General features: G+C 70.5%; 24 protein-coding genes. 13 read left to right on the top strand and 11 right to left on the bottom strand.

All coding sequences use genetic code 11. The features are described from left to right. Positions 1-189 precede the first annotated feature (189 nt). On the bottom strand, positions 190-1,482 hold the full coding sequence (serS, locus tag DRV85_RS02100) for a serine--tRNA ligase (protein ID WP_113287748.1): 1,293 nt from the start codon (positions 1,480-1,482) through the stop codon (positions 190-192). A gap of 106 nt (positions 1,483-1,588) precedes the next feature. After that, entirely contained in the window at positions 1,589-2,287 is a 699-nt protein-coding gene (locus DRV85_RS02095; protein ID WP_147238800.1) for a trypsin-like serine peptidase, read from the bottom strand. A 181-nt stretch (positions 2,288-2,468) separates the two neighbouring features. Here DRV85_RS02095 and yajC point away from each other — a divergent pair, with 181 nt between their 5' ends. The 10 genes from yajC to DRV85_RS02050 all read left to right on the top strand — a co-directional run bounded on the left by yajC (position 2,469) and on the right by DRV85_RS02050 (position 9,714). Beyond that, complete coding sequence (gene yajC / locus DRV85_RS02090) at positions 2,469-2,759, top strand: preprotein translocase subunit YajC (protein WP_113287746.1); 291 nt, start codon at positions 2,469-2,471, stop codon at positions 2,757-2,759. 28 nt (positions 2,760-2,787) lie between these two features. After that, positions 2,788-4,452, top strand: a complete 1,665-nt coding sequence (secD, locus tag DRV85_RS02085) for a protein translocase subunit SecD (RefSeq protein ID WP_113287745.1) — start codon at positions 2,788-2,790, stop codon at positions 4,450-4,452. A gap of 1 nt (position 4,453) precedes the next feature. Then, positions 4,454-5,422, top strand: a complete 969-nt coding sequence (gene secF, locus DRV85_RS02080; RefSeq protein WP_113287744.1) for a protein translocase subunit SecF — start codon at positions 4,454-4,456, stop codon at positions 5,420-5,422. 67 nt (positions 5,423-5,489) lie between these two features. Beyond that, a complete protein-coding gene (locus tag DRV85_RS02075; RefSeq protein WP_113287743.1) occupies positions 5,490-5,843 on the top strand; it encodes an Mth938-like domain-containing protein in 354 nt (117 codons plus the stop codon). Between the two features lie 193 nt (positions 5,844-6,036). Continuing rightward, positions 6,037-6,498, top strand: a complete 462-nt coding sequence (locus DRV85_RS18955) for a hypothetical protein (protein WP_147238799.1) — start codon at positions 6,037-6,039, stop codon at positions 6,496-6,498. 464 nt (positions 6,499-6,962) lie between these two features. Continuing rightward, a complete protein-coding gene (gene ccmA / locus DRV85_RS02070; protein ID WP_113287742.1) occupies positions 6,963-7,574 on the top strand; it encodes a heme ABC exporter ATP-binding protein CcmA in 612 nt (203 codons plus the stop codon). Next, complete coding sequence (gene ccmB, locus DRV85_RS02065) at positions 7,571-8,227, top strand: heme exporter protein CcmB (protein WP_113287741.1); 657 nt, start codon at positions 7,571-7,573, stop codon at positions 8,225-8,227. Before ccmA ends, ccmB begins: the two co-directional genes overlap by 4 nt. A 53-nt stretch (positions 8,228-8,280) precedes the next feature. Then, the gene (locus DRV85_RS02060; RefSeq protein ID WP_113287740.1) at positions 8,281-9,027 is read left to right on the top strand and encodes a heme ABC transporter permease; all 747 of its coding nucleotides are present in this window, start codon (positions 8,281-8,283) and stop codon (positions 9,025-9,027) included. Then, positions 9,024-9,182, top strand: a complete 159-nt coding sequence (gene ccmD / locus DRV85_RS02055) for a heme exporter protein CcmD (RefSeq protein WP_113287739.1) — start codon at positions 9,024-9,026, stop codon at positions 9,180-9,182. Before DRV85_RS02060 ends, ccmD begins: the two co-directional genes overlap by 4 nt. Beyond that, on the top strand, positions 9,169-9,714 hold the full coding sequence (locus tag DRV85_RS02050) for a DsbE family thiol:disulfide interchange protein (protein WP_113287738.1): 546 nt from the start codon (positions 9,169-9,171) through the stop codon (positions 9,712-9,714). Before ccmD ends, DRV85_RS02050 begins: the two co-directional genes overlap by 14 nt. 200 nt (positions 9,715-9,914) lie before the next feature. Here DRV85_RS02050 and acnA read toward each other — a convergent pair whose 3' ends face one another. Further along, on the bottom strand, positions 9,915-12,701 hold the full coding sequence (gene acnA, locus DRV85_RS02045; protein ID WP_113287737.1) for an aconitate hydratase AcnA: 2,787 nt from the start codon (positions 12,699-12,701) through the stop codon (positions 9,915-9,917). Between the two features lie 273 nt (positions 12,702-12,974). Between acnA and DRV85_RS02040 the strand changes: the two genes are divergently transcribed. Continuing rightward, a complete protein-coding gene (locus DRV85_RS02040) occupies positions 12,975-13,682 on the top strand; it encodes a DUF1223 domain-containing protein (protein ID WP_199525754.1) in 708 nt (235 codons plus the stop codon). Here DRV85_RS02040 and DRV85_RS02035 read toward each other — a convergent pair. From DRV85_RS02035 to dddP, 7 genes are all read right to left on the bottom strand, one after another. After that, positions 13,646-14,578, bottom strand: a complete 933-nt coding sequence (locus DRV85_RS02035) for a lysophospholipid acyltransferase family protein (RefSeq protein ID WP_113287736.1) — start codon at positions 14,576-14,578, stop codon at positions 13,646-13,648. The two genes, DRV85_RS02040 and DRV85_RS02035, sit on opposite strands and share 37 nt — an antisense overlap. Before the next feature lie 10 nt (positions 14,579-14,588). After that, positions 14,589-15,518, bottom strand: a complete 930-nt coding sequence (locus DRV85_RS02030) for a DMT family transporter (RefSeq protein ID WP_233495369.1) — start codon at positions 15,516-15,518, stop codon at positions 14,589-14,591. A gap of 467 nt (positions 15,519-15,985) precedes the next feature. Further along, on the bottom strand, positions 15,986-17,062 hold the full coding sequence (locus DRV85_RS02025; RefSeq protein WP_113287735.1) for a FliG C-terminal domain-containing protein: 1,077 nt from the start codon (positions 17,060-17,062) through the stop codon (positions 15,986-15,988). Between the two features lie 163 nt (positions 17,063-17,225). Continuing rightward, positions 17,226-17,387 carry an adenylosuccinate lyase gene (locus tag DRV85_RS02020; RefSeq protein WP_113287734.1) on the bottom strand — a complete coding sequence of 54 codons (162 nt, stop codon included), beginning with the start codon at positions 17,385-17,387 and terminating at the stop codon, positions 17,226-17,228. A 51-nt stretch (positions 17,388-17,438) separates the two neighbouring features. Beyond that, positions 17,439-18,752 carry an adenylosuccinate lyase gene (gene purB, locus DRV85_RS02015; RefSeq protein ID WP_113287733.1) on the bottom strand — a complete coding sequence of 438 codons (1,314 nt, stop codon included), beginning with the start codon at positions 18,750-18,752 and terminating at the stop codon, positions 17,439-17,441. A 65-nt stretch (positions 18,753-18,817) separates the two neighbouring features. Beyond that, positions 18,818-20,035 carry a bifunctional alpha/beta hydrolase/OsmC family protein gene (locus DRV85_RS02010; RefSeq protein ID WP_113287732.1) on the bottom strand — a complete coding sequence of 406 codons (1,218 nt, stop codon included), beginning with the start codon at positions 20,033-20,035 and terminating at the stop codon, positions 18,818-18,820. 159 nt (positions 20,036-20,194) lie between these two features. Next, positions 20,195-21,538, bottom strand: a complete 1,344-nt coding sequence (gene dddP, locus DRV85_RS02005; RefSeq protein ID WP_113287731.1) for a dimethylsulfonioproprionate lyase DddP — start codon at positions 21,536-21,538, stop codon at positions 20,195-20,197. A 114-nt stretch (positions 21,539-21,652) separates the two neighbouring features. Between dddP and DRV85_RS02000 the strand changes: the two genes are divergently transcribed. Next, the gene (locus DRV85_RS02000) at positions 21,653-22,864 is read left to right on the top strand and encodes a class I SAM-dependent methyltransferase (protein ID WP_113287730.1); all 1,212 of its coding nucleotides are present in this window, start codon (positions 21,653-21,655) and stop codon (positions 22,862-22,864) included. Then, positions 22,861-23,631, top strand: a complete 771-nt coding sequence (locus DRV85_RS01995) for a heme-dependent oxidative N-demethylase family protein (protein WP_113287729.1) — start codon at positions 22,861-22,863, stop codon at positions 23,629-23,631. Before DRV85_RS02000 ends, DRV85_RS01995 begins: the two co-directional genes overlap by 4 nt. On the opposite strand, the gene DRV85_RS01990 is transcribed toward DRV85_RS01995, so the two are convergent. After that, complete coding sequence (locus tag DRV85_RS01990; protein ID WP_113287728.1) at positions 23,593-24,459, bottom strand: hypothetical protein; 867 nt, start codon at positions 24,457-24,459, stop codon at positions 23,593-23,595. The genes DRV85_RS01995 and DRV85_RS01990 overlap by 39 nt on opposite strands. Between the last annotated feature and the right edge of the window lie 3 nt (positions 24,460-24,462).

Genomic DNA, 24,462 nt, shown 5'->3' with positions numbered 1-24,462 from the left:
TCAAGGCCTTCCGCGACTGGATGGGCCGGCAAAGCCTCGGGGCCGGCGGCTGACCGTCGAACCAGCCTCGGCGCCTGTCGCAAGCGCCCGGATTGGGTATTTGTGGACCATTGAAAGCCATGACCACCGCCTCTCTTTCAATGGTCTCCAAATACCCCGGGGGTCCGGGGGCAGAGCCCCCGGCCAGTCTCAGCCCAGCCGCCCCTCGGCGTCGATCCGCCGCGCGCCGCCCAGCCAGGGCGCCAGCGCCGCGGGCAGGGTCACGGAGCCGTCCGCCTCCTGCCCGTTCTCCAGCACGGCGATCAGCGCGCGGCCGACCGCGAGGCCCGAGCCGTTCAGCGTGTGCACGAACTCCGGTTTGCTGCCTTCGGGGCGGAAGCGCGCGTTCATCCGCCGCGCCTGGAAGTCGCCGCAGACCGAGACCGAGCTGATCTCGCGGTAGGTGTCCTGGCCGGGCAGCCAGACCTCGATGTCGTGGGTCTTCTGCGCGCCGAAGCCCATGTCGCCGGTGCAGAGCACGACGGTGCGGTAGGGCAATTCCAGCTTTTCGAGGATCGCTTCCGCGCAGCGGGTCATGCGTTCGTGTTCCTCGAGGCTCTCCTCGGGCCGCGTGATCGAGACCATCTCGACCTTCTCGAACTGGTGCTGGCGCAGCATCCCGCGCACGTCCTTGCCCGCGCTGCCCGCTTCCGAGCGAAAGCACTGCGTGTGCGCGGCGTAGCGGCGGGGCAGGGCGCTCTCGTCCAGGATCTCGCCCGCGACGAGGTTGGTCAGCGTGACCTCGGCGGTGGGCACCAGCCACCAGCCCTCTTCCGTCCTGTAGCTGTCCTCGCCGAACTTCGGGAGCTGCCCGGTGCCGAACATCATCTCCTCGCGCACCAGGACGGGCGTCCACGTCTCCGTCAGCCCGTGCTCGGTGATGTGGGTGTCCAGCATGAACTGCGCGAGCGCGCGGTGCAGCCGCGCGACGGCCCCCGACATCACCACGAAGCGCGAGCCGGAAAGCTTCGCGGCAGCCTCGAAGTCGAGGCCCGCGACGGCGGCGGGGATCTCGAAGTGCTCCTTCGCGTCGAAATCGAGCGCGCGCGGCTCGCCCCAGCGGCGGATCTCGACGTTGTCGGCCTCGTCCGCGCCCTCGGGCACGTCGTCGAGCGGCAGATTCGGCAGGCGGGCGAGGGCGTCCTGCAGGGCCTCGTCCTTCGCCCTGGCCTCGGCCTGCATCGCGGCGACCTCGGCCTTCTTCTCGGCCACGAGCGCGCGCAGGCGCTCGAATTCGGCCTCGTCGCCGGCTGCCTTGGCCTTTCCCACCTCCTTCGAGGCGCGGTTCTGCTCGGCCTGCGCCGCCTCGGCCTTGCGGATCGCCTCGCGCCGCGCCGCGTCGAGCGCGAGCAGCGCGGCCGAGGCGGGCTCCACCCCCGGCCGGCGCGTCAGCGCGGCGTCGAAGGCCTCCGGGGTCTCGCGGATGAAGCGGATGTCGTGCATGGGCGCCCTCTCGACTCGTCGCGGCGCCTTATGGCGGATTTCGCGGGGCGAGGGTAGGGGCAGGCGACGCGCGAACCACTCACCGCCCGCTGCTTTCGCCGGGCTGTCAGTCTCTCCCGCCTACAGACGGGATCAGCCGCAGGATCGCGCGGCCTAGGCCGGCGGCGTGGGTCTGGGGGGTGGCCATGTCGGAACTACCGCCGGCGATCACGCCGACGACGCGCCAGCGGTCCGGGCCGTGCTCCAGCACCGGGCCGCCCGAGAGGCCGCCCTCGGCCGGGCAGGCGAGCACGAGGTAGCGGCCCACGCGCGCGGTCTCGTCGCAGGGATGCCTTGCGCTGGCACTGTGCGGGCGGGTGGCGGCGTAGCCCGCCAGCGCGCGGGGCACCGGCTCCGGCGCGGGCGGCGCGGTGGCAAGGGGCGCCTGCGGCAGCGGCGCCTTCAGCCGGATCAGCGCGAGGTCGGAGACCACCTCGCCCCGCTCTGTGCCCGCCCAGTCGGGGTGCAGCGTCACCGCAGCCGCCCGGCCGTGCCCCTGATGCGCGCCGCGGTCCCAGCCCGCGACGAAATGGATGTCGTCCAGCGGCAGCGGCGTGCCGTCTGGCGCGGTCACGCAATGCGCCGCCGTCAGCACCAGGTCCGGCGCGACCAGCGCGCCGCTGCAGAGCGTCCGGCTGCGGTAGCCGGCCAGGTTGACCCGGCCAACTGCGGCGCGAACCGCCGGATCGGCCATCGGGTCGGGCAGAGGCTCTGCCGCGGCGGCCAGTCCGGCGATGCACAGAAGCAAGGTGGCGGCGCGTCTCACGGGGGCGGACCCTGCGTTGCGGCGAGGTCGCCGGAGCCTAGCTGCGGGCGCCCATCTGCGGCAAGCGGTCCGACCCTGCGGAAGCGGCGCCGTCCTTCGCTTGCATTGGCCCCTTGCCCCGCATAGGTTCCGCCAAACCTCGCGGGGGCGGTCTCCCCGCAATTTCCCAGGGGAGTCCCAGATGGACGGTGCAAGCGCCTTCGCTCAGCTTCTGCCGCTGATCCTGATCTTCGCGATCATGTATTTCCTGTTGATCCGCCCGCAGCAGAAGCGCGTCAAGGAACATCAGAAGATGGTCGAGGCGCTGCGCCGCGGCGACCAGGTGGTGACCCAGGGCGGGCTGATCGGCAAGGTCACCAAGGTCAAGGAGGACAACGAGCTGGAGGTCGAGCTGGCCGAGGGCGTGCGCGTGCGCGTCGTGCGCAACACCGTCGCCCAGGTGCTCAGCAAGACCGAGCCCTCGAACTCCTGATCCTCCGGCGCCGCGGAAGGGCCCCGTCATGCTTCAGATCGACCTGTGGAAGCGCGTGCTGATCTGGGCCGTGGTCGCGGCCGGCCTCGTGCTCGCGCTGCCCAATCTCTTCTACGAGCGGGTCGAGATGCACAACGACGCCGTGGCCGCCATCGAGGCGCGCGGCGGGGCGACCGCGGAGCTTTCTGCCGAGGCCGATCTCTGGCCGGAGTGGATGCCCTCGGGCCTCGTCAACCTCGGCCTCGACCTGCGCGGCGGCGCGCATCTGCTGGCCGAGGTGCAGGTCGAGGACGTCTACGAAAGCCGGATGGAGGCGCTCTGGCCCGAGGTGCGCGACACGCTCAGGGACGAGCGCGACACCGTGGGCACCATCCGCCTGCAACCCTCCGCGCCCGACGAGCTGCGCGTGCGTCTCTCGCAGCCCGAGGGGATGGCGCGCGCGATCGAGGTGGTGCGCGGGCTGGCCCGGCCCGTGACGTCCGTCACGGGCACCGGCGCGCAGGATCTGGACGTGGCCGCCGAGGGCGACGAGCTGGTGGTCACGCTCTCGGAGGCCGAGAAGCGCGCGACCGACGACCGCACGGTGCGCCAGGCGCTCGAGATCATCCGCCGCCGCATCGACGAGGTCGGCACGCGCGAGCCCACGATCCAGCGCCAGGGCGCCGACCGCATCCTGATCCAGGTGCCGGGCGTGGGCTCGGCCGCCGAACTCAAGGAGATCATCGGCACCACCGCGCAGCTCACCTTCCACCCGGTCGTGAGCCGCAACGCCGACCCCGACGCGGCGCCGGGCATCGGCAACGAGACGCTGCCGGCGATGGATCAGGAGGGCGTCTTCTACACCGTCGAGTCCGCCCCCGTGGTCACCGGCGAGCAACTGGTGGACGCGCAGCCCTCCTTCGATCAGAACGGCCGGCCTGCGGTCACCTTCCGCTTCAACCCCACCGGCGCGCGCGCCTTCGGCGACTACACGGCCGAGAACATCGGCAACCCCTTCGCCATCGTGCTCGACGACGAGGTGATCTCGGCGCCGGTGATCCAGAGCCATATCCCCGGCGGCACCGGCATCATCACCGGCAACTTCACGGTCGAGGAATCCACCAACCTCGCCGTGCTGCTCAGGGCCGGCGCGCTGCCCGCGGGGCTGGAGTTCCTCGAGGAGCGGACGATCGGCCCGGAGCTCGGCGCCGATTCGATCGAGGCGGGGCGTATCGCCACCATCGTCGCCTTCGCCGCGGTGCTCGTCTTCATGGGGCTGAGCTACGGGATGTTCGGGCTCTTCGCCAACGTGGCGCTGATCCTCAACGTCGCGCTGATCTTCGGGCTGCTGTCGCTCATCGGCGCGACGCTGACGCTGCCCGGCATCGCGGGCATCGTGCTGACAGTCGGCATGGCGGTGGACGCCAACGTTCTGGTCTTCGAGCGAATACGCGAGGAACTGAAGACCGCGAAGGGACCTGCGCGCGCGATCCAGCTCGGCTACGAAAAGGCGCTCTCGGCCATCGTGGACGCCAACATAACCACCTTCATCACAGCGGTGATCCTCTACGTCATGGGGTCGGGGCCGGTGCGGGGCTTCGCCATCACCCTGGGGCTCGGCATCCTCACCTCGGTCTTCACGGCGATCTTCGTCACGCGGCTGCTGATCGTCATGTGGTTCGAGCGCCGCCGCCCCCGGACGCTGGAGGTCTGACATGCGCCTGCGCCTCGTTCCCCAGGACACCAGCTTCGACTTCTTCGCGCGCCCGAAGCTCTGGCTCGGCATCTCCGGCGCGCTGATGGCGCTGGCCTTCGTCTCCTTCCTGCTGCAGGGGCTCAACTTCGGCATCGACTTCCGCGGCGGGACGACGATCCGCACCGAAAGCGCGCAGCCCGTGGACGTGGGCGCCTACCGGGACGCGCTGCAGCAGCTGGAGCTGGGCGACATCGCGATCTCCGAAGTCTTCGACCCCACCTTCGGGCCCGACCAGAACGTGGCGATGATCCGGATCCAGGCGCAGGAGGGCGAAGAGGCCGTCTCGGCCGAGGTGATCGAGACCGTGCGAACCACCCTGCAGGAGGTGGCGCCGGACATCCGCTTCGTCTCGGTCGAATCGGTGGGGCCGAAGGTCTCGGGCGAGCTCATCCAGACCGCGATCATCGCCGTGCTGCTCGCGATCGGGGCGGTGCTGATCTACATCTGGCTCAGGTTCGAATGGCAGTTCGCGCTGGGCGCCGTGGCCGCGCTGGTGCACGACGTGATCCTGACCATCGGCATCTTCTCCGAGCTTCAGATCCGCTTCGACCTCGCGATCATCGCGGCGCTGCTGACCATCGTGGGCTATTCGCTCAACGACACGGTGGTGGTCTTCGACCGGGTGCGCGAGAACCTGATGAAATACAAGAAGCGCCCGCTGCGCGAGGTGCTCAACATCTCGATCAACGAGACGCTGAGCCGGACCTTCATGACCTCGGCCACCACGCTGCTCGCGCTGGTCTCGCTCTTCGTGCTGGGCGGCGACGTGATCCGCGGCTTCGTCTTCGCGATGATCTGGGGCGTGATCGTGGGCACCTATTCCTCGATCTTCGTGGCCTCCACGATCCTGCTGGTCCTGGGCGTCAAGCGCGACTGGTCCAAGCCCGATCAGGCCGCCGGCACGCAATTCTCGGACGTGGACGCCTGAGGCGCCCCGGTGGTGCGCGCCGCGCGCGCATGATATCCCCGGCGCAGCCCAGCGACGGAGGCATCCCATGCGCATCAACGAAGTCGTCTTTTCCGACGCGCTGCCGGTCGACGGCTACGGCCCCGGCTTCTTCCGCATCGGCGGCGAGGTCCGCGAGGGCGCGGTACTGCTGACGCCCACCGGCCTGCGGAGCTGGGGCGGCTACGAGGACGAGGCCCCACTGCTCGAACTCGCCGGCGAGATCGACGTGCTCTTCATCGGCACCGGCGCGGAGACCGCGCATGTCCCCGCCGCCCTGCGCCGCAAGCTCGAGGAGGCGAACGTGGGCGTCGAGGGCATGGCCACCGGCCCCGCCTGCCGCAGCTACAACGTGCTGCTCTCCGAAGGCCGCCGCATCGCGCTGGCCGCCCTGCCGGTCTGACGGCGCGCAGGCCCCGGTCCACCCCGCATGGGGGCAGGAGCCGGCCCTGATCCGGTCGCAGGCGACCGCGGTCCGGAAAACGCGGACCCTGAGGGGGCAGGGGAGAGGGCTGGCCTTCCACAGCCGGCCCCTTGACAGAGACCGCCTCTGTCTTGCCTGATGGCGCCGGTCAGGATCGTGAAATGGTGCCGCCATGAGCCGCGCCCGTCACATTGGTATCGCCTGCTGTGTCGCGGCGTCGCTCGCATTTCCCGCCGGGCCGCTCTGGGCGGACGAGGCAGACGACGGAATGGACCCGCAGCCGACGCGTGATGTGGGGGCCGCCGTTGGACAGGTCTCCGAGTTACAGGGCGATCTTTGCGACGAACTCCCGCCCCTGCCGATGCCGGCGGTCACTCCCCGGTGCGAGGGAGATGATCGGTATATCATTCCTCGGTGTACTTACACCGACAATGGAGGTTTTCTGGTCTTCAAAGAAGGGAGCCTTGCTTCCTTACTTGATCCTGTGGGGATTACCATCGAGCAGTTTCGGGAGGCCAACGGCCTGGGACCGCGCTACTGCCGCAATTCCCCGCTTCCGCCGGTCGGTACCCGAGCCATCTGGCGCATTGCTCCGATTCGGGATGAGACCTTGCGGGTCGAACCGGATGGTTGAAGCCGTTGGCGACTCCGGCCGCGTCCACGAATCTGCCGGACCGCGTCTGTGGTAGACTGGAAGGCGACGGTTCTCGGCCGGTCGTGCGTCAAGGGCAGCTTCGCTCCGCTCCGCTCTCCACCCGCATTTCGGGCGGCCGGCGCGGGCCACACACCCTGCGCGCGGCCCCGGTACGGGCGGAGGTGCGCATCGTCAGGATCGGCACGCGGTGCGCCCGGGTGCGCAGCGACCACCGATCGGGGGCTGCGCACCTGCCGGGCGGGGCTGGCCTTGGCCTATGTTACCGGACGGGATCGAGCGGGGATGGCGCCGCGAGACGGGTATTTGAGGACCATTGAAAGACCCGTCTCCCGCTTTCAATGGTCCCGAAATACCCAGGTCCACATCGTCTGTCCCCTGCGATGCCTCGGGGACGGCACGCCCCCGCTTCCCCCCGGCCCTGCAATGGGCTAAGCGGCCTCTCGATGCTGTTGACGGTCCATGATCTTGCCGTCGCCCGGGGGGGCGTGCCGGTGCTGGAGGGGGTGAGCTTCGCGCTCGGCCCCGGCGAGGCGCTGATCCTGCGGGGCCCCAACGGCTCGGGCAAGACCACGCTGTTGCGCACGGTGGCGGGATTGCAGCCGCCGCTCGCGGGCCGCATCGAGGCCGCGCCCGACGCCATCGCCTATGCCGCCCATGCCGACGGGCTGAAGGCCACGCTGACGGTGGCCGAGAACCTGACCTTCTGGGCGCGGATCTTCGGCACCGGCGACATCGCGCCGGCGCTTGCGGCCTTCGACCTGGAGGATCTCGCCGACCGGCCGGCGGGCGCGCTTTCGGCCGGGCAGAAGCGGCGGCTGGGCCTTGCGCGGCTGCTGGTCACCGGGCGGCCGGTCTGGGCGCTCGACGAGCCCACCGTGTCGCTCGACGTGGCCTCTGTCGGACTCTTCGCCGAGGCCGTGCGGCGGCACCTGGGGCAGGGGGGTGCCGCGCTGATCGCGACGCACATCGACCTCGGGCTCGAGGCGCGGGTCTTCGACGTGACGCATCTGAAGGCGCGGCCGCGCGCCTCGGCAGAGGACGAGGCCTTCCTGTGATCGCGCTGCTCTCTCGCGACCTGGCGCTTGCCGTGCGCGCGGGCGGCGGCTTTGGCCTTGGCCTCGCCTTCTTCCTGATCGTGACGGTGCTGGTGCCCTTCGGCGTGGGGCCGGACACGGAGCTTCTGTCGCGGATCGCGCCCGGCATCCTCTGGGTCGGCGCCTTGCTGGCTTGTCTCTTGTCGCTCGACCGGATCTTTGCGCTCGACTGGGAGGACGGCAGCCTCGACCTGCTGGCTACCGCACCCCTGCCGCTCGAGGCACTGGTGAGCCTCAAGGCGCTGGCGCACTGGATCACCACGGGCCTGCCGCTGGTCCTGGCCGCGCCCGTGCTGGGGGTGCTGATGAGCCTGCCGCCCGAGGGCTACCTCTGGATCGTCGCCTCGCTTGCCGTGGGCACGCCCGCGCTGTCGGTGATCGGCACCTTCGGCGCGGCGCTCACCGTGGGGATCAAGCGGGGCGGGCTGCTTCTGTCGCTGCTGGTGCTGCCGCTCTACGTGCCCACGCTGATCTTCGGGGCCGAGGTCGCCCGCCGCGGCGCCGAGGGGTTGGCGACCGCCACGCCGCTCGCGCTCCTGGGCGGGGTAACCTGCGGCACTATCGCGCTTTTGCCTTTCGCCTCGGCCGCTGTACTGCGCATCAACCTGAGGTGAATTGCGCAGGCCGCGCGGAGCCATTAGATCGGAAGGCGAGGAAAGGGAGGACGATGGAACAGCGCGCATCCGCCTCGCTCTGGGAATGGGCCAACCCGGTCAAGTTCCTGCGCCTGACAGAGTGGCTCTTGCCCTGGGTGTCCTGGGGTGCGGCGATCTGCCTTGCCGTGGGCCTTGTCTGGGGCTTCTTCTTCACGCCGGACGACTTCCGCCAGGGCTCGACCGTCAAGATCATCTACCTGCATGTTCCGGCCGCGCTCATGGCGATCAACATCTGGATCATGATGCTGGCCGCCTCGCTCGTCTGGGTGATCCGGCGGCATCACGTCTCGGCGCTGGCCGCCAAGGCCGCGGCGCCCGTGGGCGTGGTGATGACGCTGATCGCGCTCGTCACCGGGGCGCTCTGGGGCCAGCCGATGTGGGGCACCTGGTGGGCCTGGGATCCGCGGCTCACGAGCTTCCTGATCCTGTTCCTCTTCTACCTGGGCTACGTCGCCCTCTGGGAGGCGATCGAGAACCCTGACACCGCCGCGGACCTCACCGCCGTGCTCTGCCTCGTGGGCTCGGTCTTCGCGCTGCTCAGCCGCTACGCGGTGCTCTTCTGGAACCAGGGGCTGCACCAGGGCGCCTCGCTCTCGCTCGATGCGGAAGAAAATGTGCACGACGTCTTCTATCTGCCGCTTCTGGTCTGCATCGCGGGCTTCGTGCTGCTTTTCGTGGCGCTGCTGCTGCTGCGCACGCGCACGGAGATCCGGGCGCGGCGGATCAAGGCACTGATGGCGCGGGAGCGGATGGGATGATGCCCGATCTCGGCAAATACGCCTTCGCGGTGCTCGCCTCCTACGGGGCCAGCCTCGCGCTGCTGGCGGTGATCGTCTGGGCCAGTCTCCGGCGGGCGCGGAAGGTGCGCGCGGAGCTCGAACAGGTGGAGGCGCGCCGCGATGCCAAGGGTTAGCCCGCTGATGATCCTGCCGCCGGTGCTCTTCGCGGCGCTGGCGGCGCTCTTCTATTTCGGCATGATGCGCGAGGACAAGGATGCGCTGCCCTCGGCGCGGCAGGGCCAGCCCGCACCGCCGGTGCAGATGGTCGAGTTGCAGGGCAAGACGCCCTTCACCGACGCGGACCTGCGCAAGGGGGGCGTCAAGCTGGTGAACTACTGGGCGAGCTGGTGCGCGCCCTGCCGGGTTGAGCATCCCCATCTCGAGACGCTGGCCGAAGAGGGTGTGCCGATCTACGGCGTCAACTACAAGGACGACCCCGGCAAGGCGCTGGGCTTTCTCGAGGAGCTGGGCGACCCCTACGTCGCCATCGGCGCGGATGCCACGGGGCGCATGGCGCTCGACTGGGGCGTCTACGGGGTGCCCGAAACCTATGTCCTCGACGCCGACGGCACCATCGTGCTGCGCTTCGCGGGGCCCATCACCGAAAGCGTGCTGGAGAACCGGATCCGCCCGGCGATCGCCGAGGCGGGCGGCGTCGGCGGCTAGCCGCCCGGCCGCGCCACGGTCACAGGGCGTAGACCATCGCCATCGCGCTCAGCAGGACAATCTCGAGGAGCGGGACAGGGAGGCCCGGTCCGCCGCGGTGGCGAGGGTCGTGCTGCAAGACATGCACTCCTGAAAATGGCTGCCCCCGCCGAGGGCGGGGGTAGCACGACAGGGTTAACAGGTCGTTTACGCGCCCGGGATCACTCCGCCGCCATGGGTTCCTGCGCGAGGTTGCGCAGCACGTAGTGCAGCACGCCGCCGTTCTCGACGTAATCCTTCTCGACGGCCGTATCGATCCGGCACTTGAGGGTGATCTCCTTCGTCGTGCCGTCGCCGTAGGTGATGGTCGCGCTCACCTCGTCCTGCGGCCTGACCTCCGCCAGGCCCTTGATGGTGAAGCTCTCGTCGCCCTTCAGGCCCAGCGACTTGCGCGTGTCGCCGCCGGTGAACTCGAAGGGAATGACGCCCATGCCCACCAGGTTGGAGCGATGGATGCGCTCGTAGCTCTCGGCGATCACCGCCCGCACGCCGAGGAGCGCCGTGCCCTTGGCGGCCCAGTCGCGGCTGGAGCCCGCGCCATACTGCTCGCCCGCGATGACGACGAGCGGCACGCCCTTCTCCTGCCAGGCCATGGCCGCGTCGTAGATCGGCATCTGCGTGCCGTCCGGCCCCAGCGTGTAGCCGCCCTCGACCCCGTCCAGCATCTCGTTCCGGATGCGGATGTTGGCGAAGGTGCCGCGCATCATGACCTCGTGATTGCCCCGGCGGCTTCCGTAGCTGTTGAAGTCGCGCGGCGCCACCTGCCGCTCGGTCAGGTATTTGCCTGCGGGCGTGTCGGCCTTGAAGGAGCCGGCGGGCGAGATGTGGTCGGTGGTGATCATGTCGCCGAAAATACCGAGGATTCGCGCGCCCTCGATGTCCTCGATGTCGCCGGCCTCGGGGCTCATGTCCTGGAAGTAGGGGGGATTGCGGACATAGGTGGACTGCGGCGGCCAGTCGTAGGTCTCGCTGTCGGTCGTCTCGACCTCGCGCCACTTCTCGTCGCCCTTGAAGACGTCGGCGTATTTCTCCTGGAACGCCTCGCGCGTCACCGTCTTCTCGACGAGCTCCGCGATCTCCTTGGGGTCGGGCCAGATATCCTTGAGGTAGACCGGATTGCCGTTCTTGTCCTCGCCCAGCGGCTCGCGGGTGATGTCCACGTTCATGTCGCCCACCAGCGCGTAGGCCACGCAGAGCGGCGGGCTGGCCAGATAGTTGGCGCGCACGTCGGGGCTGATCCGGCCCTCGAAGTTGCGGTTGCCCGAGAGCACCGAGACCGCGATCAGGTCGTTGTCGTTGATGCACTTGGAGATTTCCGGCGCGAGCGGGCCGGAGTTGCCGATGCAGGTGGTGCAGCCGTAGCCCACGAGGTTGAAACCGATGGCGTCGAGATCCTCCTGCAGCCCGGCGGCCTCGAGGTAGGCGCTGACGACCTGGCTGCCCGGCGCGAGCGAGGTCTTGACCCACGGCTTGCGGTTCAGCCCCAGCTCGCGCGCCTTCCGCGCCACGAGCCCCGCGCCGATCATGACGTAAGGGTTCGAGGTGTTCGTGCAGGAGGTGATCGAGGCGATGACGATCGAGCCGTCGTGCATCTGATAGTGATGCTCGTCGGTCTGCACGAAGCCGCGCTTGTGGTGGCCCTCGTCGCCGGGGATGTCCACGGGCTCGGGCGCGCCGCCCTCGCCCTCCCAGCGGACTTCCGAGGTATGGTTCGCGTCCTTGCAGCTGCGCTGGCCTTTCACGTACTCGTGGAAGGCCCTGGCCGCCTGGTCGAGCGCGATGTAGTCCTGCGGGCGCTTCGGCCCCGAGATCGCCGGCACGATGGTGCCCATGTCCAGGTGCAGCGTGTCGGTGTAGACCGGCGCGTAGTCCGGCCCGCGCCACATGCCGTTGGCCTTGGCGTAGGCCTCGACCAGCGCGACGCGATCCTCGTCGCGCCCCGTCTGGCGCAGGTAGCGCAGCGTTTCGTCGTCGACGGGGAAGAAGCCGCAGGTGGCGCCGTATTCGGGCGCCATGTTGGCGATGGTCGCCCGGTCGGCGAGCGGCAGGTGATCGAGGCCGTCGCCGTAGAACTCGACGAACTTGCCCACCACGCCCTTGGCGCGCAGCATCTCGACGACCTTGAGCACGAGGTCCGTGCCGGTCGCGCCCTCCATCATGCGCCCCGTCAGCTCGAAGCCCACGACCTCGGGAATCAGCATCGAGATCGGCTGGCCGAGCATCGCGGCCTCGGCCTCGATGCCGCCCACGCCCCAGCCGAGCACGGCGGCGCCGTTGATCATGGTGGTGTGGCTGTCGGTGCCCACGAGCGTGTCGGGATAGGCGACCTCCTCGCCCGACTGGTCGGTGTCCGTCCAGACCGTCTGCGCGAGGTATTCGAGGTTCACCTGGTGGCAGATGCCGGTGCCCGGCGGCACCACGCGGAAGTTGTCGAAGGCCTTCTGCCCCCACTTGAGGAAGGTATAGCGCTCGATGTTGCGCTCGTATTCCCGGTCCACGTTCATCTGGAAGGCGCGGGGGTTGCCGAACTCGTCGATCATCACCGAATGGTCGATGACGAGATCCACGGGGTTGAGCGGGTTGATCTTCTGCGCGTCGCCGCCCAGCTGACGGATGCCGTCGCGCATCGCCGCGAGGTCCACGACCGCCGGCACGCCGGTGAAGTCCTGCATGAGAACGCGCGCGGGGCGATAGGCGATCTCGCGCGGGTTCTTGCCCCCCTTCGCCGCCCACTCGGAGAAGGCCTTGATGTCCCCGACATCGACTGTCTTTCCGTCCTCGTAGCGCAGCATGTTCTCGAGCACGACCTTGAGCACCGCGGGCAGGCGGGTGAAATCGCCCAGCCCTGCCTCTTCCGCGGCGGCGATCGAGTAGTAGGCGTAGGACTTGCCGGCCGCCTCGATCCTGCGGCGGGTGCTGGCGGTGTCCTGTCCTGTGACGATGGGCATGGCTGGCCTCCGTGAGGTGAACGCTGGCGCGCGCGTCCGGGTCCGTCGGCGTCCCCGGACGGCGCTGTCGCCGCTCCTTTACCGCCTCGCCCGCGGCCCGATCAAGGGGCCGTGGGGGATTTTTGTATACGACGGTGCACAAAATTGCGCCGACCGGGAACCGGAGAGGTCGCGCGCTCTCGCAAAAGGGTGATTGGCCATCCGGCCTGCCGATGCTTAGACAGGATAACCGGACAGACAGGGTCGCCGGGGCGGCCGGGAGACAGGCGCACGATGAAGGGACTCCTCGCACCGATCGCAGCGGTCTGGGTCGCGGTGCTGGCCGCAGCGGCCGGCCCGGCCGGCGCAGGGGAACGCGGCGTCCTCGTGGAACTCTTCACCTCGCAGGGCTGCTCGGCCTGCCCGCCCGCGGACCGGATGCTGGCCGAGCTCGCCGGGCGCGAGGGCGTCATCGCGCTCGCCCTGCATGTGGACTACTGGGACTACATCGGCTGGAAGGACAGCTTCGCCCAGCCGAAGTTCACCGCCCGGCAGAAGGCCTACGCCCGCGCCAACCACAGCCGTTCCGTCTTTACCCCGCAGATCATCGTGGGCGGTCAGGACCGGGTGATGGGCGCCAAGGCGATGAAGGTGATGGACCTGATCCGCGCCCATGCGCAGGCCAGTTCCCCGGTCTCGGTCGCGCTGGCGCGCGAGGGGGGCACGCTCTCGGTCACGCTCGCGACCGAACAGGCCGTCGGGCCGGCGGACGTGCAGCTCGTCCGCTACCGCCCGGCCGCGACCGTCCACATCAAGCGCGGCGAGAACGCGGGCCGGACGCTCGACTATGCCAACATCGTCACCGACTGGAAGCCGCTCGGCCGCTGGGACGGCAGCGCGCCCCTGCGGCTCAGCGTCGAGGTCGAGGGCGACCGCCCGATCGTCGTGGTCGTGCAGAAGGCCGGTCACGGCCCCGTGCTCGCCGCCGCGCGCTTGCGCTGACGCTTCGCCTGCCGCCGCGGCTTCCAGCGGCGGTGGATCCAGAACCACTGGCCGGGATCCTCCGCCACGCGCGCCTCGAGCCGGCGGGTCATCTCGCGCGTCATCTCCACCGGGTCGCCGTGCGGCACCGGCGCCTCGAAGACGATGCGGAAGCCGAGCCCGTCGCTCTGTCGGATGCCGAAGAAGGGGATCAGCAGCGCGCCGGTCTTGAGCGCGATCTCCGCGGCGGAGGTGAGCGTGGGCGCAGGCCGGCCGAGAAAGTCGATCGGCGCCCCGGCGCCGGCGTAGATGTCGAACAGCAGCACCCCCATGCCGCCGCTGCGGATGTGGCGGAATAGCCCGCGCGTGCCCTTCGCCCCCTGCGCGAAGACCGGCCCCGAGAGCGCATGCATGTTGGCCGCGTAATGCGCGTTGAAGAAGGGGTTGGCCATCGGCCGGTAGAGCCCGCCCACCTGAAAGCCGCGCTCGACCAGCGCGGCGCGGGGAACTTCGTGGTTGCCGTAGTGCCCGGTGACGAAGAGGACGGGCCGCCCCGCCGCGCGCGCGGCCTCGGCCGCGTCCAGCCCCGGGCCCTCGACGGTGGCGCGGCGTGCCTGCGCGCGCAGGCCCGCGATGTCGTAGTTCTCGATCATCGTGCGGCCGGCGTTGTCGGCGGCGGCGTCGGCGATGCGCCGGCGCTCCGCGAGGGGCATCTGCGGCCGGACATGGGCGAGATTGGCCAGCGCACGCGCCCGCCAGCCGGCCATCGGTGCCACGATGCGGCGCACCAGCCAGCCCATCAGCCGCACGCGGGCCGCCCAGGGCAGCAGGAGGGCGAGCCGGATCAGACCCCGCAGCGCGAGGTCCGTGAGGCGGTCCGCCAACCCGCCGCGCGCCCGCTCCGCCCGCTTCGCCATCGTCGCTCGCTCAGGCCCCCCGCGTCTCGCGGTGCCAGACGTAGACGCCCGCCCCGGCGATCACCGCCATGCCCGCGAGCGTCCACAGATCGGGCACCTCGGCGAAAAAGATCAGCCCCCACACGGTCGCGAAAAGCAGCCCCGTGTAGGAGAAGGGCGCGACCAGCCCTGCCTCGCCCTGCTGCAGCGCGGTGATGAGCAGAAGCTGCCCGAGCGTCGCGACCACCGCGATCGCGCCCACCAGCAACAGCGAGCTGCGGTCGAACGCGGGCCAGTGGAACGGCACCAGGCATGTCAGCACCACCGCGCCCAGCAATCCGGTATAGACCAGCGAGGTCCAGCGATCCTCGTCGCGGCCGACGAAGCGGGTCGTCAGCGCGTAGGCGGAATAGAAGCAGGCGGCGCCCAGCGGCAGCAGCGCATAGGGCGAGAAGACCTCCGTTCCCGGGCGGATGATCATCAGCGCGCCGCCCAGCGCGGCGAGCACGCCCAGCGCCCGGCGCGGCCCGATCCGCTCGCCCAGAAAGAGCGCCGCGCCCAGCGTGATGAGCAGCGGATTTACGTTCATGATGCCAGCGGCCTGCGCGATGCCGATGTTTGCGAGGCCCCAGAAGAAGAGCGCCGTCGCGCAGAGCAGATAGATCGAGCGCAGGATCTGCAGGCGCGGGTAGCGCGTGCGCAGCACGCTGGTCAGGCGCGGCGCGACCATCAGCAGCACCACGAGGGTCTGGCCCAGGTAGCGCACCCAGAGCGTCGGGACGAGGCCGATGCGGTTGGTCAGGGCCTTGGCGATCGCGTCCATCAGCGTGAAGCAGAAGACCGCGCCGATCATCAGCAGAATGGCGCGCGCGGCGCTGCCCGGCGCGGCGAACCTGCGCGGCGGCGGCTGCATGGCCGGGTCGGGTGTCGGCAGCGGCGGAGGGACGGCGGGCGGCGGCATGGCGCGACCCTAGGCGCGGGCGCGTCGGCTGTCCATGCCGGGCGACGGGGTGAGGCGCCGGATCGCGAGCCGGCCGGCGCCGCCCGCATGTCCCGACGCGAAGCCCTGCTCAACCGGCCCTGTGCCGGGCGCCGTGCCGCCGCGCCGCGACGGCGACACCGGCGTCCTGGCGGCGCACGCCGGTGGCTGGCGCTCTTGCGCGACTTGCCTGGCCGGTGGCGCGGATCGACGGGCGGCGGGGCCTTCTGCGGGCGGCGCGGCCGCGGTCTCGCGCGGCCGAGCGTGCGCGGCGCGCGGGTTGTGCGGCCCGCCGGCGCCCCGGAACCTGTTTCCACAGATCGGATTCACCTGCCCGTCGTGCCTGCGGCGGGCACGCGCCCGCCCGCCCCCAAGGCGGGCGCGTGCCGCGCCCACCCGGGCGGTCGCGGGCCCGTCGTCGAACCGTTTCCGTTTATGAGCAACACGCCCTAGCCGTCCGCGTCCTCGGGCGGCGCGGCGAGCTTGACCTCGCCCGCCGCCTCCAGGCGCCGGATCGCTGTCACCACAGCGGTCATCGCGGCGTCGCCATCGGCCGCGTCAGGGGCGCCCCGCGCCTCCATGTCCTCGCGCAGGGTGCCGGCGAGGCGGCCGGGCAAGCTGGAGAGGAGGAAATCGACCACCTCCGTCAGACCGGCCGCCTGCGCGCCGGCGAGAGCGACGACGAGCCGGGGCTGCTCGAGCCCGCGCATCACCTTCGGCACGTCCTGCCGGTCGAGCCGCGCGGGGATGTCGGCGAAGGCGAAGATCGTCTGCCGCACCTGCGTGGCGAAGGCGCGGTCCGTCGCCTCGAGCCCCTCGAGCAGCTCGTCGCGGGTGGCGGCCGCGGTGGAGTCGAGGATTGCGCCGACCCGCTTGACCGGCTCTTCGTCGAAGGCCCGCGGCGGGCGCGCGTCGATCTGCGCGGCGAGGCTAACGCCGATCCGCTCCACGGCCTCTGGCGTGATGCCGTCGGTGAGCGACACGGCGTAGGTGATGCGGCGGGCGTGCTCCCCCGGCAGCTTGCCCAGAAGCTCCGCGGCCTTGGAGACATCGAGCTTCGAGAGCAGCACCGCAGCGACCTCGGTGCTCTCCTGCTGTGCGAAGGGCACAAGCTCCTCGACGCTGAGGGCGCGCAGCCGTGCCCAGGGGTCGCCCGTCTGCCGCACGCCGGCCTCGCGGCGGATGCGCTCCGCGGTGTGGCGGCTGATCCGCCCGTCGAGCAGGGAGAGCGCGCCGGCCATGCCGCCGGGAAAGGCGAGACCGACTGCCTCCAGCTCGTCGATGAATTCGCGCACCACCTGCTCCAGCGTCGCGCGATCCACGATGCGCAGGCGCGCCATCGCGTCGGTGAGCTCGGCCTGCATCGGCTCGGGCAGCTGCGCGAGCGGCAGGTCGGCGCCCTCGGTCAGCAGCAGGCGCACGATGATCGCCGCCTTTTGCCGGCGGGTGAGGGCGGGCGAGCGGGACTCTGCCCGCTGCGAGGCGGCGGGCAGCCCGGGCGGGGCGAGCTGTGGCTGACGATCCATTCAGGCGGCGGTCTCCGGCGGTTTGGTCGCATCGAAGCACCCCCGCGTGAAGAAAGCCTGAACGGGGACGCGGCCGCGGTCTCGTGCGGCCGTCGAAATGAAAAGGCGGCCCCGCGGGGCCGCCCTTCCGTCGCATGACGTTCGAGGTAAGTCCGTCTGTCGGTCAGCTCGTGACCTGCTGGACGCAGGCCTGCTGCTGCGCGTCCCAGACCATGCCTTCGGCGCAGGACATCGCCTGATGCGACTTGCCGCCGCACAGGGCCATCGAGATTGCCGGGACGACCGACAGCGCCGCCGCGACGACAAGGGTTTTCACACTGGTCATTGCACTCTCCCGTTGGAACGTGCGCAGAAGGTAGCATGCCGCAGGGGCAAATCAAACGCGCGCGGTGCCGAAAACCCGCTCGAAGATCGTGTCCACCTGCGCGAGGTGATAGCCGAGGTCGAACTGCGCCGCGATCGCCTCTTTTCCGAGCGCGCCGACCACATCTTCATCGGCCATCAGTTCGGTCTGAAAGTCGCGCCCCTCTTCCCAGACCTTCATCGCGTTGCGCTGCACCATGGCGTAGGCGTCCTCCCGGCTGACGCCCGCCTGGGTGAGCGCGAGCAGCACCCGCTGGCTCATCACCAGGCCCTTGTAGCGGTCCATGTTCTCGCGCATCCGCTCGGGGTAGATCACCAGCTTGTCGATCACCTGCGTGAGCCGCGCGAGCGCGAAGTCGAGCGTCACGGTGGCATCGGGCGCGATCACCCGCTCGACCGAGGAATGGCTGATGTCGCGCTCGTGCCAGAGCGCCACGTTCTCCATCGCGGGGATCACCGCCGAGCGCACGAGGCGCGCGAGGCCGGTGAGGTTCTCGCTCAGCACCGGGTTGCGCTTGTGCGGCATGGCCGAGCTGCCCTTCTGGCCCTGGCTGAAGAACTCCTCGCCCTCCAGCACCTCGGTGCGCTGCATGTGCCGGATCTCGGTGGCGACGTTCTCGATCGAACTGGCCACGACGCCCAGCGCGGCGAAGAAGGCCGCGTGCCGGTCCCGCGGGATGACCTGGGTGCTGATCGGCTCGGGCGCGAGGCCCATTTTTGCGCAGACGTGTTCCTCGACCCTGGGATCGACGTTGGCGAAGGTGCCGACGGCCCCGCTGATCGCGCCGGTGGCGATCTCTTCGCGCGCAGCGACGAGGCGCCGGCGGCCCCTGTCCATCTCGGCGTAGAAGCGGGCGAATGTCAGGCCCATCGTGGTGGGCTCTGCGTGGATGCCGTGGCTGCGGCCGATGCGCACCGTCTCCTTGTGCTCGAAGGCGCGGCGCTTCAGCGCCGCGAGCAGCGCGTCCACGTCCGCGATCAGGATGTCGGCGGCGCGGGTGAGCTGCACGTTGAGGCAGGTGTCGAGCACGTCCGAACTCGTCATGCCCTGGTGGACGAAGCGCGCGGCGTCCTGGCCCACGATCTCGCCCAGGTGGGTGAGAAAGGCGATGACGTCATGCTTCGTGACTGCCTCGATCTCGGCGATGCGGTCCACGTCGAACTGCGCGTCCTTGGCGCGCCAGACCGCCTCGGCGTTCTCCTTCGGGATCACGCCGAGCGCGGCCATCGCGTCGCCCGCGTGCGCCTCGATCTCGAACCAGATGCGAAAGCGCGTCTCCGGCGACCAGACGGCGACCATCTCGGGGCGGGAATAGCGGGGGATCATGGGCGGCACCTCGTGAGCGATCGGCGCGCGGTCTAGACCGGACGCCGGGCCGAGACAAGCGGCCCTCAGCCCTCGGCCGCCACCGTCTCGACGCGGCTCGACCGCTCGAGCGTGCGGTGCACCGGGCAGCGGTCGGCGATTTCCATCAGGCGGGCGCGCTGCTCGCCGGACAACTCGCCCGTCAGCCGGATCACGCGGCGGAACACGTCCACCTTGCGGTCCTCGCCCTGCGCGGCGTCCTCGGCGTGGATCTTGTCGTGGGTCACGTCCACCGAGACATGCTCGAGCGACCAGCCCTTGCGCCGGGCGTACATGCGGATGGTCATCGAGGTGCAGGCGCCGAGCCCCGCGGCCAGAAATCCGTAGGGCGACATGCCGCGGTTCGTGCCGCCGAAGTCCTCGGGCTCGTCGGCCTGCGCGTGGTGCCATGGCCCTGACTGGATGTCCTGCAGGAAGCCGTTCGGGTCGGCTTCGGTGATGCGCACGACGCCCTCGGGCGCGTCGGCGGGCGGCTCGGGCTGCCGAAGCTCGAGGTAGCGCCGCGCCCAGGCCGCAATGACCGAGGCGGCGTAGTCGGCATCGCGCGCGCGGCTGACGAGGTGATCGGCGTCGTCCAGCGTCACGAAGCTCTTGGGGTGTTTCGCATGGGCGAAGATGCGGGCCGCGTTCTCGATGCCCACCACCTGATCGAGCGGCGCGTGCATCACCAGAAGCGCCCGGCCGAGCGCGCGGATGTCCTCCACGAGGCTGGCGCCCTCGACATCCTCGAGGAACCTGCGGGTGATCGTGAAAGGGCGGCCGCCCAGATCGACCTTCGCGGAGCCGGCCGCGCGGATCTCGTCGAGGTGGGCGCCGAAATTGTGGGTGACGTGATCCGGGTCGCAGGGCGCACCGATCGTCGCCACGGCGCGCGCGCTCTCGATCCGGCGCGCCGCGCGCAGCACCGCGGCTCCGCCGAGCGAGTGGCCGATGAGCAGCGAGGGGGCGAGCCCGCGCGCCGCGAGCGCCTCGGCGGCAGCGACCAGATCCTCGATGTTCGAGGTGAAGGAGGTGTTGGCGAACTCGCCCTCCGAATGGCCGAGCCCGGTGAAGTCGAAGCGCAGCACCGCGATGTCCATCGCCGCGAGGCGCCGCGAGATCCGGCGCGCGGCGGCGATGTCCTTGCCGCAGGTGAAGCAATGCGCGAAAAGCGCCGTGGCCGATGGCCGGCCTGCAGGCAGTTCGAGCCGCGCGTCGAGGGCGTGCCCGTCATGTCCTTCGAAGGTGAAGCGTTCGCTCTGCATTCGCGCTCTCCCGGCTGCCGTCGGGCCGAAACCTGTCGGGCGTGCACGCCGGGCGCAACCGGGCGTGCGCCGATCTCGCGCGCCGGTGACCTGTGCGGAGCCAAGCCGCTTGAAAAGCGGCTTGCCAAGCGGTTTCCAAACCGCTTGGCGCCCGGAGGCTCATGCCGTGCCCATGAGCCGCGGATCGAAGGGGGAGGCGGTCAGGTTCTCGTGCCCGTCCTCGGTGATCAGCACCTGATCCTCGAGCTTGATCGAGAAATCGCCGCCCACCTCGCCCACCAGCGCCTCGACGCAGAGCACCATGCCGGGTTCGAGATGATAGTCGAAGGCGCCTTCCACCAGCCGGTCGGGATAGGCGATCAGCGGCCACTCGTCGCAGAGGCCGACGCCGTGCATCATGCAGCCGTATTTCTGCGCCTGATACTTGTCGTGCAGGCGGTGGCAGTTCTCCGAGAGTTCACGCATGTGCACGCCGGGCCTGAGCATCTCCATGTTCGTCATGATGTGCTCGTGCGCGTGGCGCATGGCGTCGATCATGTCCGGCCGCGGGGGGGCCTCGCCCACCCACCAGGTGCGCGAGATGTCCACGCAGATGCCGTAGGCGCCCACGAGATCCGTGTCGAAGGCCACGATCTCGTTGTCCTGCACGATCCTTGGCCCGCATTCCTGGAACCAGGGGTTGGTGCGCGGGCCGGAGGCCAGCAGCCGGGTCTCGATCCACTCGCCGCCGCGGCGGATGTTCTCGGCGTGGAGCACCGCCCAGATGTCGTCCTCGCTGACGCCGCCCACGGGCACGCGGCTGCGGGCGAAGCGCTCCATCTCGGCCACGGCCGCCTCGCAGGCGTGCGCGGCGCAGCGCATGGCGCGGATCTCGTCTGGCCCCTTGACGCTGCGCGCCTTCTCGGTGACCTCCTCGCCCTCCATGATCTCGAAGCCCGCGGCCTCCAGCGCGCGCAGCCCGTGCAGCATGATCTTGTCCACCGCGAGACGCATGTTGCCGCCGCCATGCTCGGCTACAAGGTCGCGCAGCTCGTGCGAGAAGGCGTCGGCCGCCACGTCCACCTTGTCGCCCCGGTCGAAGTAGAAGAGGTCCGCGCCGGAGCGGACTTCGCGCACCAGGGGATTGAATCCGCTCAGGAAGGGCGCGTTCTTGTAATCCCAGAGCACCATGTGCCCGTCGGCGCAGAGCAGCAGCGCCCGGAACGGGTTGTGCGTGTTCCAGAGCTGCATGTTGGTGGAATCGGTGGCGTAGCGGATGTTGAGCGGGTCGAAGAGCAGCAGCCCGCCATAGTCCCGCGCCACGACGTGATCCGTGAGCCGGCGCCAGCGATAGCGGCGCATCTCGGCGAGGTCGGGCAGCGCGAGGCCCGCCGCCTCCCATTCCCGGAAGGCGAGCTGCGTCGGCCCGATCTCGACGCGGTCGGCGTCGTTGGGGCTGCCGTCGCCCAGCGTCGCGCCGCGCGAGGGGTCGATCTTGCGGGTGTCGCGGAAATGGGTGTTCATGGCGTGGCCTCCGTCCTCACCCGCCATTGCAGCATCGCGGCGCGGCCGGCGGCCGCCTGCGCGCGACACGCGCGCATGTCGTTTTCCGACCCGCGAGCGGGCAGGGGGGGCCGCATGAGCGAGATCGCCGAGCAGTACGACGCCTATCCCTACCCGGCGCGCGATCCCGAGGACGAGCGCCGCCGCCTCGTCACGGGCTCGCCCTCCTGGCTGCCGGAGGTGGAGCATTTCCTTTTCGCCGGCCGGCGGGACTGGTCGCGGCCCTTCCGGGTGCTGGTGGCCGGCGGTGGCACGGGCGACGGGCTGATCCAGCTCGCCGCGCTGCTCGACCATGACGGGCGCGCGGCCGAGATCACCTATCTCGACCTCTCGCGCGCGGCGCGCGACATCGCCGAGCGGCGCGCGGCGGTGCGCGGCCTTTCGGGTATCCGCTTCGTCACCGGCGACCTGCTGACGGCGCCCGAGCTCGGGCGCTTCGATTACATCGACTGCTGCGGCGTGCTGCACCACCTGCCCGAGCCGCAGACGGGCTTCGACGCGCTGGCCGCGGCGCTCGACCCTGGCGGCGGGATCGGGCTGATGGTCTATGCGCCCCACGGCCGCAGCGGGGTCTATCCGTTGCAGGAGGCGTTCCGCGCGCTGCTTGGCGGCCTGCCACCGGCAGAGCGTCTGGCACGGGCGCGGCGGATACTGGAACAGGTGCCCGCGGGGCACCCGTTCCGCCGCAACCCGCATTTGTCGGATCATCTCGCAAGCGATGCGGGGTTTTACGACCTGCTGCTGCATTCGCAGGACCGCGCCTTCGCGATCGACGAACTCGCGGCGATGCTCGGGCGCGCGGGGCTGGCGCTGATCGCCCCGGCGACGCCCGCGCTCTACGATCTCGCGCGGCTTCTGCCGGAGGGCGTCGCCGCGCCCGAGGCGCTCGGGGAGGTCGAGCGCATGGCGCTGGCCGAAAGGTTGCGCGGCACCATCCGCACCCATGCCGTCTATGCCGCCCCGGCCGCCCGCGCCGCCCGCGCCCGGGCCAGGGGACGCGAGATGGGGCTGGTGCCCCTGCTGCGGGGCCTCGACGCGGCGAAGCTCGCCCGGCAGATCGAGCGGACGGGCCGTGTCACGCTCGAGGTCGGCGGGGCGAGCATGAACGACCTCGTGCCCGCGGACGCCGCGCCGCTCGTCGCGCGCATCGACGGGCGGCGCAGCCTTGCGGAGATCGCGGCGCAGGCGGGGTCGGAGCCGCTCGCCTTTCTCGGGCTCTGGGGGCGGGTGGACAGGGTGCTGGGCGACTGGGGCCTCATGCACTACTGCAGTCCGGCGCCGGCATGAGCCAACGGCCGATCCTCCAGCGCCGGCTGCCCTTCGACGCGACGCCGCGCCCCCTTCCGGGCGTCGCGCCGCTCGATCCGGCGGACTGGCTGATCGCCGACGAGGCCTTCGCCCAGCAGATGGCCCTGCGCGACCGGCTCATCGCCGGGCGGCGCGACGCGGTGCTCCGCCTCGACCCGGCCGCGCGCCCGGCGGCGGAGGAGCTGCTCGACACGGTGCTCGCGCATCTCGACGGGCGCCCGGGCTATCGCATCGGCGCGGAGGAGGTGACACGGCCCGACGGCGTGACCCTGCCGATCGACCGCGCCGACCCGATGGCGACTGTCGGCCGGCTGGCGCAGGAGGATTTCTGTGTCATGGAGAAGCGCGGGGACGAGCATGTGCTCACCGCCGCCGTGCTCTGCTTTCCTGCGAGCTGGTCGCTGGAGGAGAAATTCCTGCGCCCGCTGGTGCGCATCCACGCGCCGATCGCGGCCTATGACGGCGACATCGCGCGCCGGGTGCAGCGCCTGTTCGACGGGGTGCGCGCGGGCCGTCCGCTGTGGCGCTTCAATCTGCTGACCTACGAGGATCCCGCGCTGTTCCAGCCACGGCGCGAGAGCGATCCCCGCGCGCCCGTCCCGGCCGGGGCGGGCTACCTGCGTTCGGAGCGCCAGTGTCTTCTGCGGCTGCCGTCGACCGGCGCGGTCGTCTTCTCGATCCACACCTTCGTGCTGGCGAGACCTGCCTCAGAGCAGGAGCGCGAGGTCGGAAAGCCCCTGACCTGAGGCGGCGAGCGCCATGAAGGTGCCCGTGAGCGCCAGGGCATGGGCGTTGAGTCGGAAATCCTCGCCCCGCAGCAGGTTGTAGACCGCGAGCGAGGCGCCCACGGGCGGTGCGAAGATCGCGACCGAGGCGTTGACCGCCCAGGTGGCCAGGCGCGCCTCGACGGGCACGAGCTCGGAGCCGGTTCCGTCGTGGTCCCCCGCGCCGCCCTTGGCGCTTTCGTTCTGTCGGCGCCATTCGCGGTCGAGCCGCGCCTCGGTGAGATCGATGTCGGGAAAGATTTCGGCGCCCGTGCAGCCGTCCGAATCGCCCTCCTCGAAGCGCATGTCGCTGCCGGGGGAGCCGGGGGCCGCGCTCCGTGCGAGCCGGAACTCGGACTTGAAGCGCGCGCCGGTCATCAGACCCGAGCGACCCGGCAGCCGGACGAAGTCGGCCTCCGTTCGCTCCACGAGCAGATCGACGACCTGCGCGAGCACGGCCGACAGCAGCAGATCGTCCGTCTCTTCCGAGTCCTTCGGGAAGACCTGGATCGAGACCAGCGACCTGGGCTCGGCCAGGTCGGGATAGGCCTCGGCGAAGACCTCAAGGCCCTCGACGCACTCGTCCTCCGGCACGGTGCCGCCGCGCTCGGTCGGCGCGAAGACGTCGAAGCGCGCGCAGACCGAGCGCCCTGGCACCGCCGTCGGATCGCCCTCCGCGGTCGCGCCGGGACGCCACTCTTCGGTGGCGCGGAAGGCGGCCTCGATGTCGCGGCGCATCGCAGGGCGGTCGAACTGTCGGGCGCCGGTGAACACCAGCACGGCATGATAGATCGGCGCGTCGCCCGTCATGAT

Origin of the sequence: Rhodosalinus halophilus, from assembly GCF_003298775.1 — a bacterium.
GTDB lineage: Bacteria > Pseudomonadota > Alphaproteobacteria > Rhodobacterales > Rhodobacteraceae > Rhodosalinus > Rhodosalinus halophilus.
The sequence above is the reverse complement of the archived record's forward strand: the minus strand, read 5'-3'. Positions and strand labels throughout refer to the sequence as shown.